The organism is Paenibacillus sp. SRL342, from assembly GCF_984798905.1.
In genome coordinates this window covers 6,022,434-6,045,699 of the sequence record NZ_OZ481790.1, presented here as the reverse complement: position 1 = coordinate 6,045,699, position 23,266 = coordinate 6,022,434, and the positions used below count along the sequence as shown (strand labels likewise).

Sequence of the window (23,266 nt, the reverse complement as noted above, 5' to 3'; positions counted from 1 at the left end):
CGGAATGTTTCACATTTTAGACTGGATTTACAAGAATCCAGTTGAAGGGATGGCTATACGATATGAATGTATCTGATATAGGCGCTGTACGTCAACCATTGAACTTAAATGGAACATGGCAGTTTTGTTTGGATCTGGAGTCCGATAAACTCGTTGAACAAGAGATATTACCGCCATCACAGTGTGAAAACACATCATGGGAGACCATTCAGATTCCCGGTTCATGGGAAGAGCAAGGATACGGAGATGAGCCTGAATACGAAAGGCTCGATACCTGGACAAAGGTACGCGAGTATGAAGGCTCAGCCTGGTATGCTCAGGATGTCCATGTTCCATCAGAGGATCCCGGATGCCACTATGTATTCAGATTGGAAGGTGTCCGATGGACAACGCATCTCTGGATCAATGGACAGTATGCCGGGCAGCAGGATAGTCTGGTGAATCAACAGAAGTGGGATGTCACTTCTCTGGTGAAGCAGGGAGAAGTGAATCGTGTGGAGATCCGCGTGGATAATACGATGAAACTTCCGCTGGCGGGTAGCCATATTCATTCATTGCATACGGCCACAGCCTGGGGGGGAATCACAGGTGGTGTTTATCTGGACAGTATGCCTCCCTGCCGATTACAGACGTTACGTATTCAACCAGATGCTGAGAACGGAACCATTCTGGTTGATTGTACTGTAAGCGCTCCCGCAAATGAATCGGCTAGATCAATGCAATTACATGTGGATATCCAGCATCCGGACGGCACATGGCTTAATCGATATAGTTGTAATGTGAATCTGAGTGATCCATCACATGTGGATATAAGCTCAGCAGGTTTAACTGAAATCAACGCTGTAATAGAACAGTGGCAATTGGAACTTGGAACAGAAAAGTCTATCGCAAAATGGTCGGATGAATCCCCTGAATTATACAAGGCAGTGATCCGTCTCCATGAAGGTGAACAGGAACTGGATCGACTGGAGCAATCATTTGGTGTACGCTCCTTTGCAACAAACGGGAAGCAGCTTGAATTGAATGGGACACCAGTATATCTGCGTGGGTACGTCGATTGCTGTATCTTCCCACTGACGGGTTATCCCGTCTGGGACAAGGAGCATTATCTTCAGCAGTTTCGAATCGCCAGATCGTATGGTTTCAATCATGTCCGACTGCATGGGTGGAGCGCGCCGGAGCCTTTCTGGGAGGCGGCTGATGAAGTCGGCATGCTGGTACAGGCAGAACTTCCCCATTGGTCTCGTTTCTTTGAGCAATCGGATCAGTCTGCGCCAGCTGAAGTGTTGTCCTATCTGACACAAGAACTGGACGGGTTGCTTCAGTCGCTGCATAGACATCCTTCATTCGTCATGTTCTCCATGGGGAATGAACTCATTGGCCCGAATGGTCACCCTGAACTCAATGCATGGGTATCGAGGGCAAGGGATATCGACCCAACCCGGTTATATACGGACAATACAGGTTTTGGACAACTTCCGGCGCAAGGGCGGGAAGGTGATTATTATATCCAGTCGTTGAACTGGCATCCCCCCCTGGAATCCGCATACTCAGCTGTGCCGGATACCACGCTGGACTATCATGCAGTCACCCGGCTTGCGGAGCATCCCGTCATTGGGCACGAACATGCACAGTACACCATGTATGTGCGGCCCCAAGAGCGAGCCAAGTATACTGGCGTATTGCGTCCTAGCTGGTTACGACCGATCGAAGAATCGTTAACTAACAAAGGAATGATGGAGGACCTCGAGCATTTTCAACAGGTCAGTGGTACCCATCTGGTACGTTCCTTAAAAGAAGCCATGGAGCGAATTCGGCGAACACCGGACGCTGCGGGGGTACAGCTTCTGGACATTCGCGATTTTCCAGGGCAGGGACATGCTACGACGGGCATTCTTGATGTATTTTGGGATGACAAAGGCATTACAACACCAGAAGAATTCATGCGTTTCAACGCAGATGTGGTGCTGTTATTAAGCTGCAAGGAGCGTACATTTTACGCCGGAGAATCCATTCATGTCGATGTACGCATCTCTCACTACGGTAAGGAGCCGCTTGAGGACGCGCTCATTCAGTGGAGGTTAATAAGCGATGATGTGATACTCACTGAAGGAGAATGGAAGACCGGAGATATCCAATGTGGGTCCGTCATGTCACTGGGAAGCATCGTCGCTACAGCACCTCGGGAAGCAGCAGCGGCTTTTCGGATTGAGGCGGAGTTGATATCAGGCGATTTGGAAAGAACTGTAGCGAATGTATGGCATGGCTGGTCGTTTCCTTTTTATCAGTCTCATCCGGGTTCGAATCGGTTCTGGAATACCGTGGCAGAGCTGCAGCCACTTCTCGGGGAAGCACAACATGATGGCGTAGATCGCATCGATGGATTTCAGTTGTTGAAAAATCGGGAGATTGACTTGGTGATCGTTCAGTCGTTAACACCCAATGTCGTTGATTATGTGGTCAACGGGGGGAGTGTTTGGCTACAGTCAACCGCAGAAGGGTTATATGATTCAGTGAAGACCAAGTATCTGCCTGTATTCTGGAATTACCTGATGTTTGCTACACAGCCTGGTGCAACGATGGGCATGTATTTGAGAGAACAGCTAGCACTACTAGGGTCCTTCCCGCATGATGGGGCTTCGGACTGGCATTGGTATCACTTGGTGAACGGTACACCAGCGATATGTTTGGATACGTTGCCCGGGGTGGAGCCGCTGATCGAAGTGGTGGACCATTTCCATCGGGCCAAACGACTCGCTTATGCCTTTGAGGCAAAAGTAGGGAAGGGTAAGATTTTGATATCCTCACTTCCGTTTGCCAACCTGGCTTTAATGAAGCGTCCAGAAGTCGCCTTTTTATTTCAGGAGATACTTGCGTATCTGCATGGAGATCAATTCCGTCCAGCAACCTCCATATCCGTAGCGCAATTACTCGGCATCGTTAAACTGCAAACGATTCAATTCACATTGTAATTATAGGGACCCGAAAGGGTCCTTTTTGTATGCAATCAGTTTGAAGTAAACGATTTCTATAAAACGTTTTCGAAATTTACCAATTTAGATAATATATTACCTTAATATAACTTTTGTTTCATTTAAAAGTAGAATTTATCACTGATTTTAACGAATTAATGTCTGATTATATATGTCTATATCTAATTTTTATATGATTTTCTCTAAAATCCAGATGGTATTTTGAAAACGCTCTATCGGGTATGATTATTTTATAAAACAGAGGAGGGGGAACGGAGATGGAAACGCTAACAAAAAAATCCGCTTCCGCGAACAGAAGCAGTGACCCCAAACCGCCTTTAAAGAATCGGCGGAACGGAATTTGGGACAGAATGAAACAGCAGAAATATCTCTATCTCATGTCATTGCCATTCGTAGCTTGGGTTTTCGTTTTTAACTATCTGCCACTATGGGGATGGACGATGGCTTTCCAAAATTATAAACCTGCCAGATCGTTTGGTGATCAAGAGTGGGTTGGTTTTAAACACTTTGTAGAGCTGTTCAGTGATGATCGTTTCTATCTGGTACTTCGAAATACACTTGCAATGAGTTTGATGGGACTGGTTGTCGGTTTTATCGTACCGATATTCTTCGCTATTCTCTTGAATGAAATGAGAGGCATGTTCTTCAAACGTGCCGTGCAAACGGTATCATATCTGCCTCACTTTGTATCCTGGGTCGTTGTGGCAGGTATTATCACCAAGATGCTCTCCACCGATGGCGGGATTATCAATGATCTATTGGTAGGACTGAACATTATCGATCAGCCGATCCAATTCATGGCCAAGGGGAACTTGTTCTGGTACATTGTAACCGCTTCAGATATGTGGAAGGAAACCGGTTGGAATGCCATCATCTATCTGGCGGCGATTACAGGTATCGACAATGAGCTGTATGAAGCTTCCCGTGTAGATGGAGCCAACCGCTGGAGACAGATGTGGCACATCACGCTGCCTGGCATACGGACCACGATTTCCGTACTTTTCATCATGTCAATTGGACATCTGATCAGTATCGGTTTCGAGAAGCAATTTTTGCTACAAAACAGTCTGGTCACAGACTACTCGGAAGTACTTGATCTATACGCGCTCAATTATGGTTTGAATATGGGACGATTCTCATATGGTACAGCCATAGGTATATTCAACTCCGTTGTCAGTATCATCCTTCTGTTTACTGCGAACGGCTTGTTCAAAAAATTCACAAAAGAAAGCATCATGTAGGGAGGGGACGACATTATGGCGAACAAAGCATTCAATGCTACTCGGGGCGATAAACTGTTCGATATATTCAACATCCTCGCGATGACCATGGTGCTGGTTGTAACACTTTATCCATTCCTTAACGTACTAGCCATCTCACTCAATAACTCGACAGATACAGTACGTGGCGGAATTTACTTGTGGCCTCGCGAATTCACATTACAGAATTACAAAACGATTTTCCAATATGATGGATTGCTACAAGGTTTGCAGATCTCCATTCTGCGTACACTTGTAGGTACCGTGCTCGGATTGATCAGTTCATCCATGATCGCCTTTACACTGAGCAGACCTGACTTTGGACTTAGAAAATTTGTATCCACAACACTCGCACTCACGATGTATTTCTCCGGTGGTCTGATTCCGGTATACATCCTGATGCGTGACTTGGACCTGATCGGTACATTCTGGGTATATGTATTGCCTGGCATGATCAGTGCATTTAACGTGTTTATCATCCGTTCATTCATTGATGGCCTGCCATACTCATTGCAGGAATCCGCGAAGCTGGACGGAGCGAATGACTTTACAATCTACTACAGAATCATCTTGCCACTGTGTAAACCAGTGCTTGCTACCATCGCATTGTTCCTGGCTGTAGGTCAATGGAATGCGTGGTTTGATACGTACCTGTATAATGGTTCAAAGGCACATCTGACCACGCTCCAATATGAGCTGATGAAAGTATTGCAAAGTACGCAGCAAGGCTCAGGTGCTGGACGAAATGCCAATGATATGGCACAGCAAATGACACAGATTTCACCGGAATCGATCAAAATGGCGATTACGATCGTTGTAACGGTTCCAATCCTCATTGTATATCCATTCCTTCAGAAGTACTTTGTTGGCGGTATGACACTGGGCGCAGTAAAAGGTTAAACAATTGGGTACAGGCTGCCACATAGAGCGGCCGTACATCTACAAACAAATGAAGCATCAGGATACCCGAAGCGCAGCCATTTGGTCTGCGCTTCACCGTATAGGGCTGCGGTGTGGTATTCATGAAGCTATAGACAGGGACAAAAAAGTCCCGGACAAACAGACATATGAAACAGGGAGGATTACCATTATGGCAAGTTCCAAAATGAAGATTGCACTGGCACCAGTGCTTGCAATGTCTTTACTCGCAGGTTGCGGTGGAGGAAGCGGCAGTGATACGTCGTTCAAGGATACAAGCGCAGAGACAACTCCACTTACTTTTGATTTCTTTAGCGTTGACCCCAGTCCGAACTGGAATGGCATGAAGGATGAAGTAGGTAAAGTCCTTACGGAAAAAACAGGGATAACCCTTAACGGTGAATTTGCCGTTAGTGGTGGTCAAGATAAAATATCCTTAATGGCGGCGAGCGGAGACTATCCGGATATTGTCTCCCCCAAAGGAGAACTCAGCAAACTGGTGGATGCCGGAGCAATGCTCGATCTGACAGATCTGATCGACCAATATGCTCCCAATCTGAAGAAGCTGTATGGTAATTACATGGACCGGTTGAAATACAGTAATGAAGATCAGGCTATTTATGTGCTGCCGACGTATTATGCGGTAGACCAGAAGTACTTTGATGCAGGTGGTGGATTTGGTATTCAGCACCGTGTACTGAAAGAACTCGGATACCCTGAAGTGCGTACACTTGAGGATTACGAGAATGTATTGAAGGCGTACAAAGAGAAACACCCAACAATTGATGGTCAGCCAACAATCCCGTTAACATTGGACGCGGATGATTGGAGAATCATGATTACGGTAACGAACCCTGCCTTCCAGGCAACAGGTGCTCCGGATGACGGTGAATACTATATCGATCCAGAGACGTATGAAGCAAGTCTGCATTACAAACGTCCAGAGGAAAAAGAGTACTTCCGCTGGTTGAACCATATGTATAACACTGGATTGCTGGATCAGGACAGCTTCATCCAAAAAACAGACCAATACAAATCCAAAATTGCAAGTGGACGTGTTCTGGGTGTCATTGACCAGGATTGGGGTTATTCCGATGCAGAAAATGCACTGAAATCTGCGGGCAAGGATGAAGCAACGTATTCACACTTCCCGGTAACCCTGTCCGAGGATATCAAGGATCATGCTTACCAAGATCCAGGTTTTGTATCCGGTTGGGGTGTAGGGATTACCACATCGAATCCTGATCCGGTTCGTACGATCAAATTCTTCGATTACCTGGCTTCTGAAGAAGGGCAAGTGCTGATGAACTGGGGAATTGAGGGCAAACAGTACGAAGTGAAGGACGGCAAACGTGTCATTCCTGCCGACATTCTGGATCAGAAAACCAATAATGCAGCCGTATTCCAGAAAGAAACGGGTATTGGACTGTACACCAATATGTCTGGTCACTATGGAGACGGTGTGAAGGATTCAACGGATAACTACTACACTACGAATTTCCCTGAACAGATCGTGGCAGCATATTCCGATGCAGAGAAAGAAACACTCAAAGCTTACGGTGCTACGACGTGGAAAGATCTGTTCCCGAGTGAAGACGAGTTCCCGATCAAACCATGGGGAGCAGCATACAATCTGCCAACACCAGGTGACTCCAACTACAACGTCATCTTCAAGAAAACACAGGATATCATTCGGAAACGTATCCCGGAAGCCATCCTGAGTACTCCTGAGCAGTTCGATGCCATCTATGATGGCATGATTGATGAAGTGAACAATGCAGGAGCAGAGGACATGGAGAAACAATACACAGAACTCGTTCAAAACCGTGTTCAATTGTGGAGCGGTGAAGAGACTAAATAAGCTATCGATTGAATGGATTCAAACCGAGAAAGAACCCGGATAACCGGGTTCTTTTTTATAACTAAAACGTTTTCTAAAAAACGTTTTCAATTTTATAAATTCACTATTGACAAGGGATATAGGAGCGATTATTATTCAATTATGAAAGCACTTACATTGTCCCGTACATCAGAGAAAAACAACATACATCATTCTCATTTATTCAAGGGGAATTCCAGAGGGTGACGAGTAAATTAAGGTGTGTGAAGATCCATTCACCGTTTTAAAGAAAACGCTTCTAATGTTATAAAAACAAGAAAATTACATTTGTTTCATCTGGTCACGGTATGTGCAGGTCAGCCTGTTATACAAATATACAGCTTCATTAATATCCATAAGGGGGATTACACATGAAGGGCAAAACACCAAAAACATTCGCAATGCTTCTGTTAGCCAGTGCACTTGCAATTACAGCAGGATGCAGCGGCAGTGGAGGAGGAACTAACGCTTCAGAAAAGCCGGTTGATTCCGGAGATACAACCACTCCAGTGACCTTTACATTCTTTGGTGCAGATGCAAGTCCAAGCTGGAACAACATGAAAGATGCAGTGGGCCAAGAGATTACCAAAAGAACAGGTGTTACAATTGAAGCAGAATACGATGTGAACAATGGTGGCGACCAAAAGATACCTTTGATGGCTGCCAGCGGTGATTACCCTGATATTATCTTTCCTAAAGGTAACCTGTCGAAGCTGGTGGATGCAGGCGCAATGCTGGACCTGACTGACCTGATTGAGGAACATGCACCTAACCTGAAAAAGATATATGGCGATCAGATGAATCGTTTGAAATACAGTCTGGAAGATCAAGCGATCTATGCTATTCCAACCAACATGGGTGTAGATAACGTTGCTTTTGATGCAGGTGGTGGATTCGAAATTCAGCAAAGAGTGTTGAAAGAACTGGGATACCCAGAAGTGAAAACACTTGAGGATTACGAAAACGTTCTTAGATCGTATTATGAAAAGCATCCAACGATTGATGGTCAACCAACCATTCCACTGACACTCAATGCAGATGACTGGAAGATCATGATCACGGTAACGAACCCGGCCTTCCAGGCAACAGGTGCACCGGATGATGGGGAATATTACATTAATCCTGAAACGTATGAAGCGATGCTTCACTACAAACGTCCAGAGGAGAAAGAATACTTCCGCTGGTTGAACAAAATGTACAATGAAGGCCTGCTCGACAAAGATACTTTTGTACAAAAAGATGATCAATACAAATCCAAAATCGCCAGTGGCCGTGTACTTGGTCTGATCGACCAGGACTGGAACTATGGCGAAGCTGAGAACGCTCTCAAGGCAGCAGGCAAGGACGAAGCCACATATGCTCACTTCTCCGTGTCCCTGAATAAGGACATTGTGGATCATACATTCCAGCCAACAGGATTTGACGGTTATGGCATCGGGATTACAACTTCGGCCAAAGATCCGGTACGGATTATCAAATTCATGGATTGGCTCGCTTCCGATGAAGGCCAGGTGTTGAGAAACTGGGGTATTGAAGGTGAACACTACAATGTAGAAAATGGCAAACGTGTGATTCCTGACGATGTTCAGGAACGCAAAACAAATGACAACTCCAATTTCACGAAAGAAACAGGAGTTGGGTTGTACAATATTTTCAGCGCAAGATACGGTGATGGTGTAAAAGATTCTACAGACAACTACTATACAACGAACTTCCCAGAGCAGATCCAAGCAAGCTACACACCGGCTGAGAAGGAAACGTTGAAAGCATACGGTATCACAACATGGAAAGATTTCTATCCATCCGAAGATGAATTGAAACTGAAAGATTGGGGCGCAGCGTATAATATGCCTGTACCTTCTGACACAGACTACAACGTAACATTCCAGAAGACACAGGATATCATCCGCAAACGGATCCCAGAAGCGATCCTTGCCAAACCTGAGAACTTTGACAGCGTGTATGACAGTCTCCTGGCTGAACTTGATAAAGCAGGTGCAGTAGAAATGGAGAAACAATACACGGTTTGGGTGAAAGAACGTGTCTCCCTGTGGACTGGAAAAGATGTGAAATAAGCTTGAAAACAAAGCATTAAAGTTAAGGATTTTCATTGCAAAAAAGCTCTTGAAAAAGGGCTTTTTTTGTTGTTGACGTAAGGTGGTGATAGCAGTATAATCTATCATGTAAGCACTTTCAGTAAGCGGTTTATTTCATTTCCGAAAACGTTTTACGTCTGTTAGAAGAATAATCTTCTTTTTACAGAATCGAAACGTCAGCTTCACTAAAAACGTCGGAATGAATGAACTCGAAAGCGTATTCAAAAAAAGTGGTATCCTCAGGCATAAAGCCTGTTATACAGATAAAACCTTCATAAATAATAGGGGGAACTAGACAATGAGAGGCAAAATGAAAGGCAATACACCCAAGACGTTTGCAATGTTGATGCTCGCAAGTGCAATGTTGGTTACAGCTGGCTGCGGGAATTCGGGAACCAAAGAGACTTCGGAGTCCAGCGGTACCGAACCCATTACAGTTACGTTCTTCGGAGCGGATGCTAGTCCCACCTGGAACAAGATGCAAGATGCTGTTGGTAAAAAGATCACGGAGCAAACAGGCGTTACAATTGAAGCTGAATATGATGTAAATGATGGTGGTAACCAGAAGATTGCACTGATGGCTGCCAGTGGTGACTTTCCGGATATGATTTACCCTAAAGGTAACTTATCTAAGCTTGTGGATGCAGGCGCGATGCTGGATCTCACGGATCTGATTGAGGAGCATGCTCCCAATTTGAAAAAAATCTATGGGGAACAGATGAACCGTTTGAAATACAGTCTCGAAGATCAAGCGATCTATACCATTCCAACCAATATGGGTGTCGATAATGTTACGTTTGACGCTACAGGTGGATTCGAAATTCAACAAAGAGTATTGAAAGAGCTTGGATACCCTGAAGTGAAGACACTTGAGGATTACGAGAATGTACTCAGAGCCTATTATGAAAAACATCCAACGATTGATGGTCAACCAACCATTCCATTAACATTAAATGCAGATGATTGGAAAATCATGATCACGGTAACGAATCCAGCTTTCCAGGCAACAGGTGCACCGGATGATGGTGAATATTACATTGACCCTGAAACGTATGAAGCAAAATTGCACTACAAACGTCCAGAGGAAAGAGAATATTTCCGCTGGTTGAATAAAATGTACAATGAAGGCCTACTGGACAAAGATGCATTTGTTCAAAAGGATGACCAATACAAGTCCAAAATTGCCAGTGGTCGTGTCCTCGGTCTGATTGACCAAGAGTGGAACTATCAAGAAGCGGAGAACGCACTTAAATCATCTGGCAAGGATGATGCCACATACGCTCACTTCTCTGTATCACTTAACGATGAAATTGTGGATCACACGTTCCAACCAGCCGGATTTGACGGTTATGGCATCGGGATTACAACTTCGGCCAAAGATCCAGTGCGTATCATCAAATTCATGGATTGGCTTGCTTCCGATGAAGGACAAGTTCTGAGAAACTGGGGTATCGAAGGTGAACATTACAACGTAGAAGATGGTAAACGCGTGATTCCAGATGACGTTCAGGACCGCAAAACGAATGACAACTCCAATTTCAGTAAGGAAACAGGAATTGGGATGTACAACGTATTTAGCGCAAGATACGGTGATGGGGTAAAAGATTCAACGGATAACTATTACACAACGAACTTCCCAGAGCAGATTGTAGCTGGTTACACAGCTGCAGAGAAAGAAACACTGAAAGCTTACGGTATCACGACTTGGAAAGAGTTCTATCCGGCTGAAGAAGATCTGCCAGTTAAGGATTGGGGCGCAGCGTATAACATGTCCGTACCTTCCGGTACAGACTATGAGGTAACGTTCCAGAAAACACAGGATATCATCCGTAAACGGATTCCGGAAGCTGTTCTGACTACACCAGCAAACTTTGATGCAACCTATGATGCTTTACTGGCTGATTTGGACAAAGCGGGTGCAGTTGAAATGGAGAAACAATTTACGGTTTGGGTTAAGGAACGTGTCTCTCTGTGGACAGGAAAAGACGTAAAATAACATGGATTGTCTGTGATCCATGGTTAAACAAGGAAAGGGCTCTATATGGGGCCTTTTTTTTGTGTAATGATGTGATGATTTGCATTGACGCAAATTTTGAAATCACATATAATTTTATTATTGTAAGCACTTACCGAAAACGTTTTATGACATAAGGAATATACAGCTGATTCAGGAACAGGAGCTAATCATGTCCCAACACAATAACCAAACTAAAATCAATCGTCTATGGTATCAACAACCGGCAAAACGCTGGGAAGAAGCGCTCCCCATCGGGAACGGCCGTCTTGGAGGCATGGTGTACGGTGGCGCAGCAGATGAACGAATTCAGCTCAATGAAGATACATTATGGTCAGGATTTCCACGGGATACGATTCAATACAGCAGCCAGCGGTATTTGAAACAGACACGTGAGTTGATCCTGTCCGGACAATATGGTGAAGCTGAGGATTTGTTAAACCGTGAAATGCTCGGTCGTGATGTAGAGGCCTATCAGCCAATGGGTCACTTTCTATTGCACCATGAAGGTCTGGATGATCTTTCATATGATGCATTTGAACGGGAACTTGATCTGGAATCGGGTATTGCAACCACGACGTACTCATGGGAAGGAATTCGTTACGTACGTGAAGTGTATTCCAGTGCTTCGGATGATCTGATGGTCTGCACATTAACTGCTGATCAGAAGGGCGCTGTGAGTGTAAGTGTTACGCTAGACAGTCCCCATCCTTATCGCGTTGAGACTTCGGGAGATGCACTAACCATGTTCAGTCGGTGCCCAAGTCACGTGGAGTCCAATTACTTCAGAGATCACCCGGAATCCGTCCTCTATGAAGAGGATCGGGGAACGGCTTATGCTGTCCGTGTAGCATTCACGGCATCTGGCGATCAGGTGAAGGTCTCCAATCTGGAAGGCAAGTTACATATTCAGGGTGCTGACCAGGTTGTTTTCTATCTGGCAGCGGCTACCTCCTTTGAGAGTTACGATGTGTTACCTCTGAAGGATCATCCTGTATTGGAAGAGGAATGCAAGGAGTTGATCTCCAAAGCGATCACACATGGCGTGGAAGGCCTTCGTGACCGACATATTCAGGATCATAGTGCGCTGTTTAACAGAGTCTCTATTGATTTAGGGGTATCGGCTAACGCCGAATTACCTACAGATGAGCGGCTGCAGGCTTATCAGGCAGGGCAACAAGATCCTGGACTGGAGGCACTTTATTTTCAATATGGAAGATATCTGTTAATGGCTAGTTCGCGTCCAGGCAGCCAGCCTGCCAATCTGCAGGGAATCTGGAACCATCAGGTAGAGCCGCCATGGCATAGTGACTACACAATCAACATCAACACGGAAATGAATTACTGGCCGGCAGAAGTCTGCAATCTCAGTGAATGTCATGAGCCGCTGTTCGATATGCTGACAGATCTCAGTGATACAGGGCGCAGAACAGCACGGATTCTCTACGGAGCCCGTGGATGGACTGCGCATCATAACGTGGATATCTGGAGAACCACCACACCTACAGGCGGAGACGCGAGCTGGGCATTCTGGCCAATGGGCGGCGTTTGGCTGACCTCGCATCTATGGGAGCATTACCAATTTACCGGGGATCAGCGTTTTCTTGAGAAACGTGCGTATCCCATCATGAAAGAGGCTGCCTTGTTCTGTCTCGACTGGTTGGTGGAAGGACCTGACGGTTATCTGGTCACGATTCCATCCACTTCACCAGAGAACAAGTTTCTCACAGATAATGGGGAGGCACGCAGTATATCCATGGCTTCAACGATGGATATGACGTTAATTCGTGAACTGTTCACCCGCTGTATTGAGGCCGCGAAGCAATTGAATCTAGATGAGTCATTGGCGGGCGAGTGGGGGGAGGCTCTGGACAAACTCTATCCATTCCGAATTGGAAGCGAAGGACAATTGCTGGAGTGGTTTAAGGATTTTGCCGAATCCGAGCCAGGGCATCGTCACGTCTCCCATCTGTATGGACTGTATCCGGGAGAGCAGATCAATCGAGTACACACACCGGAATTGGTAGAAGCAGCACGGGTATCGCTTGAACGTCGTATCTCACAAGGTGGCGGGCATACAGGATGGAGCTGTGCATGGTTGATCAATCTGTATGCACGACTGCTGGATAGCAGCCAGGCACATCAGTTTGTGCGCACGTTGCTGGCCCGGTCCACACATCCAAATCTGTTTGATGACCATCCACCATTCCAGATCGATGGTAATTTTGGAGGTACGGCCGGAATCGCGGAGATGTTATTGCAGAGCCACTTGAACGAGTTACATTTACTGCCGGCACTACCCGAACTCTGGACTCAAGGTCGAGTTGAAGGGCTTCGTGCAAGAGGTGGTTATACGGTAGCCATAACGTGGACGGACAACAAGCTTGCTTCAGCGGTTATTAAGGCAGATCGAAGTGAGTCGCTTACCCTTCGCAGTGCTTATCCGCTACGCGTGGAAGGACATGAACAAGCCAAGGCAGAGCTTACGCCTCAGGGCGATTATGTAATTATTTTAACGATGACCGTAGGACAGACGATCCGCGTGTCATCATGAGACGGAGGAGCCAACCATGACCATTTTTAAATTTCCGCAAGATTTCCGCTGGGGGACAGCAACAGCTTCCTATCAAATAGAAGGAGCGGCACAGGAAGGTGGACGCGGGGTATCCATCTGGGATACGTTTGCGCGCACACCTGGCAAGGTATATAACGGAGACAATGGGGATGTCGCATGTGACAGTTACCATCGTTACGAGGAAGACATCGAACTGATGAAGAAACTCGGGATTAATACGTACCGGTTCTCCATTGCGTGGCCGCGCATTATTCCTGACGGAGATGGGGAGATCAATCGGGAAGGACTGGACTTCTACCATCGCTTCGTGGATGCATTGTTAGAGGCTGGCATCGAACCGTTCCTCACGCTGTATCACTGGGATCTTCCACAAACGCTGGAGGATGACGGGGGTTGGGGCAACCGAAGAACGGTAGACGCTTTTGTGAAATATGCCGAAGTGATTTTCAAAGAATTCTCGGGCAAGATCAACTTTTGGCTGACATTCAATGAACCATGGTGTATCGCGTTCCTGTCGAACCTTCTCGGGATTCATGCGCCAGGAAACAAAGACCTGCAAACGTCAATTAATGTGGCTCATGGATTGCTGGTTGCTCATGGTAAAGCCGTTCAATCCTTCCGTCGCTTGGGAACAACGGGTCAGATTGGAATTGCTCCGAACGTATGCTGGGCTGAGCCGTACAGCAAATCTCCTGAGGACCAAGCTGCCTGTGACCGATCGATTGCGCTCAATACCGATTGGTTCCTAGATCCAATCTACAAAGGTTCATATCCGCAGTTTATGGTGGATTGGTTTGCAGAAGCGGGGGCTACTGTGCCAATTCAGGAAGGTGATATGGAGATCATCTCACAACCGATCGATCTGCTCGGCATTAACTATTACACGATGGGGATCAATCGCTTCAATCCGGAGGCGGGTGCTCTGCAATCGGAAGAAGTTGATATGGGCCTCACCAAAACCGATATTGGCTGGCCTGTGGAATCACGTGGTTTGTATGAATTTATGCATTACTTGCAAAAGTACGGCAATGTGGATGTATATATCACAGAGAATGGTGCTTGCATCAATGATGATCTGGAGAATGGCAAAATTAATGATGATCGCCGGATTGCCTATTATGAACAGCATTTGGCTCAAATTCACCGCATCATTAATGACGGCATTAACCTGAAAGGGTACATGGCATGGTCACTGATGGATAATTTCGAGTGGGCAGAAGGCTACCGCATGCGTTTTGGTCTTGTTCATATGGACTATCGTTCACTCGTGAGAACACCGAAGGAGAGTTATTACTGGTATCAGAACGTCATCAAGAATAATTGGTTGGAGACACGGAACGAACATAATCCCCAATAGTTTGGGTGGCAGGTTACAAGGGAAGAGCAGGTCCTCATTATATACGGTTCCCTTATTAAAGATAAAAAAGACGGCAACTTTGGAGTATTCCATTGTGCCGTCTTTTTTTGTATTTTTACCGTTGAAAATGAGTAGTTCATAAAGGTTTCATAAGGTCAAGTGCAGTTCCTGTTATGAAGAGACGTTTTTTGGGTTATAAGAAGTATGAATGAATTGAAAAATGTTTTGTCAACGGTTGAAATCAAAATAAAGTGTCCAAATTGCGAAGGAAATTTGAACATTTGTTGACTAAAAATCATACTGATGTGGTATATTGGTATAAGGAAAGCACTTACAAAAAGGGAAAAGGAAGTGTTTACTATGGCATCGAAGACAGCAATGGTTAGCCAATTGGAGCGCAAAGACAAAAATATGCGGCGCGCCGTCTTGACGATGACAGTTCTGGCATGGGTCGCACTCATTACGGGAGTGATCATGTGTCTGATCAATCTGAATGAATTTAATGATCGTAATCTTGGCTTGATGGTCGGTATTGGATTCCTTGTAGGTAGTGTGTTTATTTACGTTATTGCCAAAGCGATTGGCCTTGTTCATACACGCCGGGAAGACGAAGGCGCCGATTGATTATAATCCTGCGTTAATTCGTTCATAATAAGACTGGATAAGTTCCCGGAATCCAGTCAATAAAGCCCTTTGCGGATTCGTTGACATTGTTCAACGGGACTGCAAAGGGTTTTATTTTGTGACTTGATGTGTAAAGATTACAATAAGCAAATATCAACCATGCAAGCGATTTGTGAGAAAAAATTCACACATTTAAGGTGTAAAATCGACAAATTTGTTAACAAGAACAAAAAAGTTGTTCATTTCTGATATCTTTAGTAGGAAGAGAGTAGTATACTGATTTTTCAGTATGAGCGAATTTAAGGAGAGGGGATCAAAATGAACAAGAAACCTAGGTCGCTAACCCGGATTATCATTCCGGTTGTCCTGACGTTGGTTACAATTGCATTGATTGTCTGGCCAATGCTGGCAGGCGGGCAGTACGTTGTTCTGGATCCGAAGGGACCAATTGGCGCTTCGCAGAGAGATTTGATTGTCATCTCGACAATTTTGTGTGCTGTCATTATTGTGCCAGTACTCATTTTGTCTGCCGTCATCGTATGGCGTTACCGCGACAAGCCGGATAACAAAGCTGCTTATGAACCTAACTGGTCTCATAGTACGAAGGCGGAGGCAATCTGGTGGACCGTTCCAATTATTATTATTGGAATACTAGCCATTGTTACGATTCGTTACACGTATGATCTGGAGCCTTCGAAGCCGTTGGCTCACGAGAAAGCACCAATTACCATCCAAGTGTCTTCACTGGATTGGAAATGGCTGTTTATGTATCCTGAGCAAGGGATTGCAACGGTTAACACGTTGAATATTCCGGCAGATCGGCCCGTGAAATTTGAACTCACTGCGGATTCACCAATGAACTCGTTCTGGATTCCGCAACTTGGAGGACAAATTTATACAATGTCGGGTATGGCAATGACCTTGTACCTGCAGGCAGATCATGAAGGTAAGTACTGGGGTTCCGGTGCTAACTTCACAGGCGAGCATTTTGGAGAAATGCGTTTTGATGTGAATGCTACATCGGACGAAGATTTTGACAATTGGGTAGCTGATGTGAAACAGAATTCTCAGCCATTGACCACAGAAGGTTACAGTGCACTGGCTGAACCAGGAACAAGCAATGTTGCTTATTATTCTGCCTTCCCAGAAGGATTGTTCCAAAATATCGTAACCAAGTATGTTGTAGATGGTCAAAGTGCTCATAGCAAACATGGAACTTCAAACGAAGCTTCTGGAGCCATTCAAAATGCAACTGATACGTCCAATCAAGACGAGGACAAGAGTGCTAACTAAAGATTCGAAAGGAGGCCCCCAATGTTAGAGGGACTTAAAGAGTTTGCATCGGAGTTTTTCGTAACCGGTGATCCGCTCATTTATGGTGCGATGGTAGCTATCGGAATTACCATGATTACTATTGTAGCGGTGCTAACTTATTTCAAAAAATGGGGCTGGCTCTGGCGTAACTGGTTAACGACTGTCGATCATAAAAAGATCGGTATCATGTATATCATCGCTTCCATTATCATGTTGTTCCGTGGTGGTGTGGATGCGCTAATGATGCGCCTTCAGCTGGCTATGCCTAACAATGAATTTCTAAATCCTGAACACTATAATCAGGTCTTCACAACTCACGGCACGATCATGATCCTGTTCATGGCGATGCCATTTATGTTTGGTCTATTTAACGTTATTGTACCACTACAGATCGGAGCAAGAGACGTTGCGTTCCCATTCCTGAATGCACTCAGCTTCTGGCTGTTCTTCTTGGGCGCAATGCTGTTTAACCTGTCCTTCGTTATCGGTGGTTCACCGGATGCAGGATGGCTGAGTTATCCGCCTCTATCGGAGCTGTCGCACAGTCCAGGGGTAGGACAGAACTTCTATATATGGGGTATACAGATATCAGGTATCGGTTCCCTGGCTACCGGTATCAACTTCCTGGTTACCATCATTAAAATGCGTGCGCCAGGCATGAGATGGATGAAAATGCCGATGTTCACATGGTCGGTATTCTCCACTTGTATTATCATCTTGTTCGCTTTCCCAATCTTGACCGTGACACTTGCATTGTTATTCCTCGACAGGTTTGCCGGGGCGCATTTCTTCACACTTGATTTGGGTGGTAACCCAATGATGTATATCAACTTGATCTGGATGTGGGGTCACCCTGAGGTATACATTGTGGTCTTGCCGGCATTCGGTGTATTCTCCGAGATTGTAAGTACCTTCTCTCGGAAAAAACTGTTTGGTTACAAGTCGATGGTATTCGCAATGTTGATCATCAGCTTCCTGTCCTTCTTCACATGGGCGCATCACTTCTTCACGATGGGTTCCGGAGCAGACGTAAATGCATTCTTCGCCGTAACTACGATGTTGATTGCTATTCCAACAGGGGTTAAGATATTCAACTGGCTGTTTACCATGTATCGAGGAAGGATACGCATGGCGACTCCGATGATGTGGACACTTGCCTTTATCCCGTGCTTTATTGTCGGGGGTATGACAGGCGTTCTGTTATCCGTTGCTCCTGCTGACTTCCAGTTCCACAACAGTTACTTCCTGATTGCCCACTTCCACCAAGTATTGATCGGTGGTGTTGTCTTCGGATACTTCGCAGGTCTGTACTACTGGTGGCCTAAAATGTTCGGTTTCCAACTCGAAGAGAAACTGGGCAAATGGGCATTCTGGACTTGGAATATTGGTTTCTATGTCTGCTTCATGCCGCAGTACGCTGTCGGCTTGATGGGTATGACACGTCGTCTGAGCACTTACGGCTGGGATACTGGCTGGTGGGAATTGAACTTCGTATCCACAATCGGGGCATTCCTGATGGGTGTCGGATTCCTGTTCCAAGTTGCGCAAATCGCAGACGGTATTCGCAAATACAAATCACTCAAAGCTCCTGCCGATCCATGGGATGGCCGTACGCTGGAGTGGTCAATTCCTTCACCAGCTCCTGAATACAACTTCGCCGTTACACCGCGCGGAGATGATATTGATGAGTGGTGGGAAGAGAAGGAACGTCGTGCCAAAGGCATCTATCCGCCAGAGCAACCGCTTGAGCCGATTCATATGCCGAAGAACTCTGGAATTCCGTTCATCATGTCTGTCTTCTGGTTCATCGCCGGTTTCGGCTTTGTCTTCGGATGGCTGTGGATGGCAATTCTCGGACTCGCTGGCGTAGGGATCTGTATGATCGCCCGTTCATTCTCATACGATACGGATTATTATATTCCGGTCGACGAAATTAAGCGTACCGAAGCGTCGTTAAGGGGGTCGGTATAGATGGCTCAAGCAGCCGCTAAGCACGGTGAGAATCATGCACATGGTCACGACCATGGACATCATGATCCACAGGAAATGAAAATTCTCGGATTCTGGTTCTTCCTGATTTCCGACGTTATCCTGTTCTCCGTATTGTTCGCAACCTTCATTGTGTTGCGTGACAATACGGCGGGCGGACCGATTTTGTCTGAATTGATCAAAATGCCTGGTGTTATTGCCGAAACGTTTATCTTGCTCACAAGTTCATTCACGAGCGGACTAGCCGTACTGGCGATGAATCAAGGCAAAGTAAAACAATTAATCAGTTGGCTGGCGGTTACAGCCGTTCTGGGTGCAAGCTTTATCGCACTGGAAGTATATGAGTTTATTGAGTTGATTCACGAAGGGTTCAGCTTTACAACGAGTGCTGCTTCGGGCGCATTCTTCACCCTTGTGGGAACTCACGGACTTCACGTATCGCTCGGTCTGATCTGGATGATTGGACTTATGTTACAACTGAAAAAACGTGGTATTACCGATGTTACTCGCGGTAAAATCAACGTAATCAGCTTGTACTGGCACTTCTTGGACGTCGTATGGATTTTCCTCCTGTCGATCGTCTATCTCATGGGGGTGATGTAGATGTCAGAGCACAACTCACATGATTCCCACGGTCATGAGCAACATGGTTCATTGAAGTCTTATGTCATCGGCTTCATCCTGTCCGTCGTTCTGACAATCATTCCACTTGTGGTGGTTCTCAATGATATGATGGAAAGAACAGGAACACTCATTGTTGTTCTGGGCACGGCAGCACTTCAGTTTGTGGTTCAACTCTTCTTCTTCATGCATATCCGTGAAACAGAGAAACCACGCTGGAATGTCATGGCCCTTATTTTCGGATTACTGATTATGATGACCATCGTAATTGGTTCGATCTGGATTATGCTTAACAATGCTGTTGCACATTAATTGATATGATGAAAGAGCTTCACGACCTTGGTATTCAAGGTTGTGGGGCTCTTTTTTTTCTAAGCTGAAGTTATCGCATATTTTAATGGAAAAAGTTGTATTATATCTTAATAAGTCGTTGATGAAATAATTTTCCAGTGATACTATTGTTATTCACTCTGTCAATATATTCAATATTTTAACTAAGATATTTTGGAAAAATTATTATAGGAGATGTACCAATGAAAGCTAGGGTAATCCGTTATTATCGTTTTGGCGAACCAAGGGAAGTGTTATGTATGGAAGAAAAAGATGTGATACCCCCTGGCCCCGGTGAATTAGCAGTGAGGATGTATGCTCGGCCTATTAATCCCTCCGATATTATTCCTGTTCGAGGAGCTTACCCGCATCGTACCCAATTACCAGCTGTTCCCGGGTTTGAGGGTGTGGGGATAGTAGAAGCAGTAGGATTGGGAGTATCCAATCAAATGTTGGGGCGTCGTGTCTTGCCACTAAAAGGCGAGAATACTTGGCAGGACGTCGTGAAGACTTTGGAGCGACATACAATTATTGTGCCGAATGATATCGATGATCACTCAGCCAGCCAGCTCTATATTAATCCGGTTACGGCTTGGTTGATCTGTACAGAGGTGCTTAAGCTTACGTATGGTGATACCCTGATTGTGAATGCAGGGGGATCTGCGCTCGGACGAATCTTTGCACAGATCTCAAAAATCAATGGATTCAAATTGATTGCGCTTACGAGAGATGATCGTCATACTGCTGAACTGTATCGTCTTGGAGCAGTTTCTGTTATCAATACAACAAAAGAGTTGCTACAGGCTAGAATGGCGGAATTAACAGAGGGATACGGTGCTGATGCAGCCGTGGATTGTATTGGAGGGCCAGACGGGGAACAGTTGGTGAGCTGCCTTAAGCCAAATGGTACGGTCATCAGTGTAGGGCTGCTTTCGGGGATCACACCGTTATGGCATGAAGTTACCCGGGGAACACAAGTTCATGTGAAACTTTTCTGGTTAAAACATTGGGTGGAACGCTGTTCGCAAGAACGCTGGGAACAGGTATTTCATGAGGTAATGGAGCTGGTCAGAGCAGGGAGGCTTGTCATGGCAAACATTGGGGCGACGTATGACCTAACGAATGTACAACAGGCTATTGCAGCGGCTGAATCGGGTATCGAGGGGAAGGTTCTCTTATTACAGTAGTATATAAGACTTGGAAAAAACTCAGCATAAAGAATGCGTAATTAACAACTAATTCATATTGGGGGCCTTGTTGTGAAGATTAAAGATATGATGTTTACTGCGATTATGGCAGCCGTTATTGCAGTACTTGGACTGTTACCGCCGGTTCCACTACCATTTTCTTGGGAGGAGTAGATACTCCGATCCACGACTGGTAATCCATAGACAGTTAGAATCATAAATGTTTTATCGCAGAAAATTCTTTTTTTGAAAATAAAGGTACACAAAAGATACATAATGAACTAAAATGAACTTATATGAACATTAATAATATCAATCTCAACCAATTTAAATGACGAAGGGAATGGATGAATAATGGAAAATCGCTATGCTGCACATCCCAATGAAGTGAAAACGTATGATACATCTCGCCTGCGTGAGGAATTTTTGATGGAGCAACTGTTTGCAACTGATGAATTGGTAACGGTGTATTCTCATGTGGATCGTTATATTGTGGGAACGGCTGTACCCGAGAGTAAGGACATTACCCTTGAAGTGAACCTGAAAGATATCGGAACGAACTTTTTCCTGGAGCGTCGTGAAATCGGTATCATTAATGTCGGTGGTCACGGAACAGTGACAGCGGATGGACAAGGTTATGAGATTGGAGCGAAGGAATGTCTCTACATCGGTAGAGGGGTGAAGGAAGTTGTGTTCACGAGCAGTGACAAGGCTCAACCTGCCCAATTCTATTTTGTATCCACACCGGCTCACCACACCTATCCAACAGTAAAAGCAACACAAGAACAAGCTCAGCCGAATCATCTGGGCAGCATCGAAACTTCCAATGAGCGTACGATCTATCGTTACATTCACCAAGGAGAAGGTGGAATTCAGAGTTGTCAGTTGGTGATGGGCATTACCGAACTCGACAAGGGTAACATGTGGAACACGATGCCTGCACATACCCATAACCGCCGTTCCGAAGTATACTTGTACTGGAACTTGCCTGAAGACGGTGTTGTATTCCATATGATGGGTGAGCCAAACGAAACACGTCATCTGGTTGTACGTGATCGCCAGGCGATCATTTCCCCAAGCTGGTCCATTCACAGTGGTGTGGGTACAAGCAATTACACCTTCTGTTGGGCGATGGCTGGTGAGAACCAGACGTTCGAAGATATGGACGGCGTAGCAATGAAAGACCTGAAATAATAAATTACAGTTTTCTGAGTTAAATTGACAGGGTAGACACTATGACTCATTCATTTTGACTCAGATAGTATAGGAAGTTGATTGTGATGAATCCATTGAAAAGACATGAAAAAATTATGGAGGCTCTGCTGGGACGCCAGGAAGTAACCGTCAGTGATCTGAGTGAGTTGTTGCAGGTGACTGGGAAAACAGTGCGAGAGGATCTCGACAAGTTGGAGAGTATGGGACTGCTCGTACGTGTCCATGGTGGTGCTATGCTGGCTCAGAATGACCAGTATGGCATCTTGAATAGCCGTGGAGTTACCGAGAAACATCATCCGGAGAAGACGGAGATTGCTGAACGTGCCCTTGCTTACATTCGACCTGGAGATATCGTTGCTCTCGATGGTGGTAGCACCACGCTGGAGATGGCCAAACGTCTCGATAATCAACCGCTGACGGTGGTGACCAATGACCTGTTCATTATTGCGGAGCTGACCAAGAAGGAGCAAGTGCGACTGGTTGTGCCTGGCGGGGCTCGTGTACGGAATATGTTGGTTGGGGATGATACGGCTTCGTTTATATCCAGTCTTAACATTCACAAAGCCTTTATATCCACGACAGCCCTTCATCCGGAATTCGGATTATCCATATACACGGGAGATCTGGTTCCTTTGAAAAAAGCAATGATATCTGCCTCGCAGCAAGTATACGGCGTTGTGGATCATTATAAATTCGGACAATTTGCACTGCGAACTTTCGCCCAGTGTTCGGAACTGGACTACATTATCAGCGATAGTCGTTTGGATGAAGAGACGGTTGCCTTATACGAGCTGAGCGGTGTCACAGTGGATTATCAAAGTTAACCTCATTCATTATTCATGGGATTAAAGAACGGACGGCTCTACGGATTGCATATCAAAACCATGCGGAGGAA

General features: G+C 45.5%; 16 protein-coding genes. All 16 read left to right on the top strand.

The window, feature by feature from the left end; all coding sequences use genetic code 11:
• The first annotated feature begins 62 nt into the window (after positions 1-62).
• The 16 genes from AC4E8D_RS26735 to AC4E8D_RS26660 all read left to right on the top strand — a co-directional run bounded on the left by AC4E8D_RS26735 (position 63) and on the right by AC4E8D_RS26660 (position 23,195).
• Positions 63-2,972 (top strand): glycoside hydrolase family 2 protein, encoded by a 2,910-nt coding sequence (locus AC4E8D_RS26735; protein ID WP_490205392.1) that lies wholly within the window; start codon positions 63-65, stop codon positions 2,970-2,972.
• Positions 2,973-3,250: 278 nt separating this feature from the next.
• Entirely contained in the window at positions 3,251-4,234 is a 984-nt protein-coding gene (locus tag AC4E8D_RS26730; protein WP_127546607.1) for an ABC transporter permease, read from the top strand.
• Between the two features lie 15 nt (positions 4,235-4,249).
• Positions 4,250-5,152 (top strand): carbohydrate ABC transporter permease, encoded by a 903-nt coding sequence (locus AC4E8D_RS26725; RefSeq protein WP_127546605.1) that lies wholly within the window; start codon positions 4,250-4,252, stop codon positions 5,150-5,152.
• Between the two features lie 190 nt (positions 5,153-5,342).
• Positions 5,343-7,031, top strand: coding sequence for an ABC transporter substrate-binding protein (locus tag AC4E8D_RS26720; protein ID WP_339179489.1), 1,689 nt, complete (start codon positions 5,343-5,345; stop codon positions 7,029-7,031).
• A 389-nt stretch (positions 7,032-7,420) separates the two neighbouring features.
• Positions 7,421-9,124 (top strand): ABC transporter substrate-binding protein, encoded by a 1,704-nt coding sequence (locus AC4E8D_RS26715; RefSeq protein ID WP_490205391.1) that lies wholly within the window; start codon positions 7,421-7,423, stop codon positions 9,122-9,124.
• Positions 9,125-9,443: 319 nt separating this feature from the next.
• Entirely contained in the window at positions 9,444-11,141 is a 1,698-nt protein-coding gene (locus AC4E8D_RS26710) for an ABC transporter substrate-binding protein (protein WP_017692217.1), read from the top strand.
• Positions 11,142-11,331: 190 nt separating this feature from the next.
• Complete coding sequence (locus AC4E8D_RS26705) at positions 11,332-13,713, top strand: glycoside hydrolase family 95 protein (protein WP_221820753.1); 2,382 nt, start codon at positions 11,332-11,334, stop codon at positions 13,711-13,713.
• A gap of 16 nt (positions 13,714-13,729) precedes the next feature.
• Positions 13,730-15,091 carry a GH1 family beta-glucosidase gene (locus AC4E8D_RS26700; RefSeq protein ID WP_221820754.1) on the top strand — a complete coding sequence of 454 codons (1,362 nt, stop codon included), beginning with the start codon at positions 13,730-13,732 and terminating at the stop codon, positions 15,089-15,091.
• Between the two features lie 360 nt (positions 15,092-15,451).
• On the top strand, positions 15,452-15,715 hold the full coding sequence (locus AC4E8D_RS26695; RefSeq protein WP_036606904.1) for a hypothetical protein: 264 nt from the start codon (positions 15,452-15,454) through the stop codon (positions 15,713-15,715).
• Positions 15,716-16,033: 318 nt separating this feature from the next.
• Entirely contained in the window at positions 16,034-17,008 is a 975-nt protein-coding gene (gene cyoA / locus AC4E8D_RS26690; RefSeq protein WP_221820756.1) for a ubiquinol oxidase subunit II, read from the top strand.
• 21 nt (positions 17,009-17,029) lie between these two features.
• Positions 17,030-19,000 (top strand): cbb3-type cytochrome c oxidase subunit I, encoded by a 1,971-nt coding sequence (locus tag AC4E8D_RS26685; protein ID WP_076212762.1) that lies wholly within the window; start codon positions 17,030-17,032, stop codon positions 18,998-19,000.
• Complete coding sequence (gene cyoC, locus AC4E8D_RS26680) at positions 19,001-19,621, top strand: cytochrome o ubiquinol oxidase subunit III (protein ID WP_036606911.1); 621 nt, start codon at positions 19,001-19,003, stop codon at positions 19,619-19,621.
• On the top strand, positions 19,622-19,951 hold the full coding sequence (gene cyoD, locus AC4E8D_RS26675; protein WP_036606914.1) for a cytochrome o ubiquinol oxidase subunit IV: 330 nt from the start codon (positions 19,622-19,624) through the stop codon (positions 19,949-19,951).
• A gap of 221 nt (positions 19,952-20,172) precedes the next feature.
• Positions 20,173-21,156: a zinc-dependent alcohol dehydrogenase family protein gene (locus tag AC4E8D_RS26670; RefSeq protein WP_221820758.1), complete on the top strand. Its 984-nt coding sequence runs from the start codon at positions 20,173-20,175 to the stop codon at positions 21,154-21,156.
• Positions 21,157-21,510: 354 nt separating this feature from the next.
• Positions 21,511-22,350: a 5-dehydro-4-deoxy-D-glucuronate isomerase gene (kduI, locus tag AC4E8D_RS26665; protein ID WP_036606918.1), complete on the top strand. Its 840-nt coding sequence runs from the start codon at positions 21,511-21,513 to the stop codon at positions 22,348-22,350.
• Between the two features lie 86 nt (positions 22,351-22,436).
• Positions 22,437-23,195, top strand: coding sequence for a DeoR/GlpR family DNA-binding transcription regulator (locus AC4E8D_RS26660; RefSeq protein WP_221820760.1), 759 nt, complete (start codon positions 22,437-22,439; stop codon positions 23,193-23,195).
• Positions 23,196-23,266: the final 71 nt, after the last annotated feature.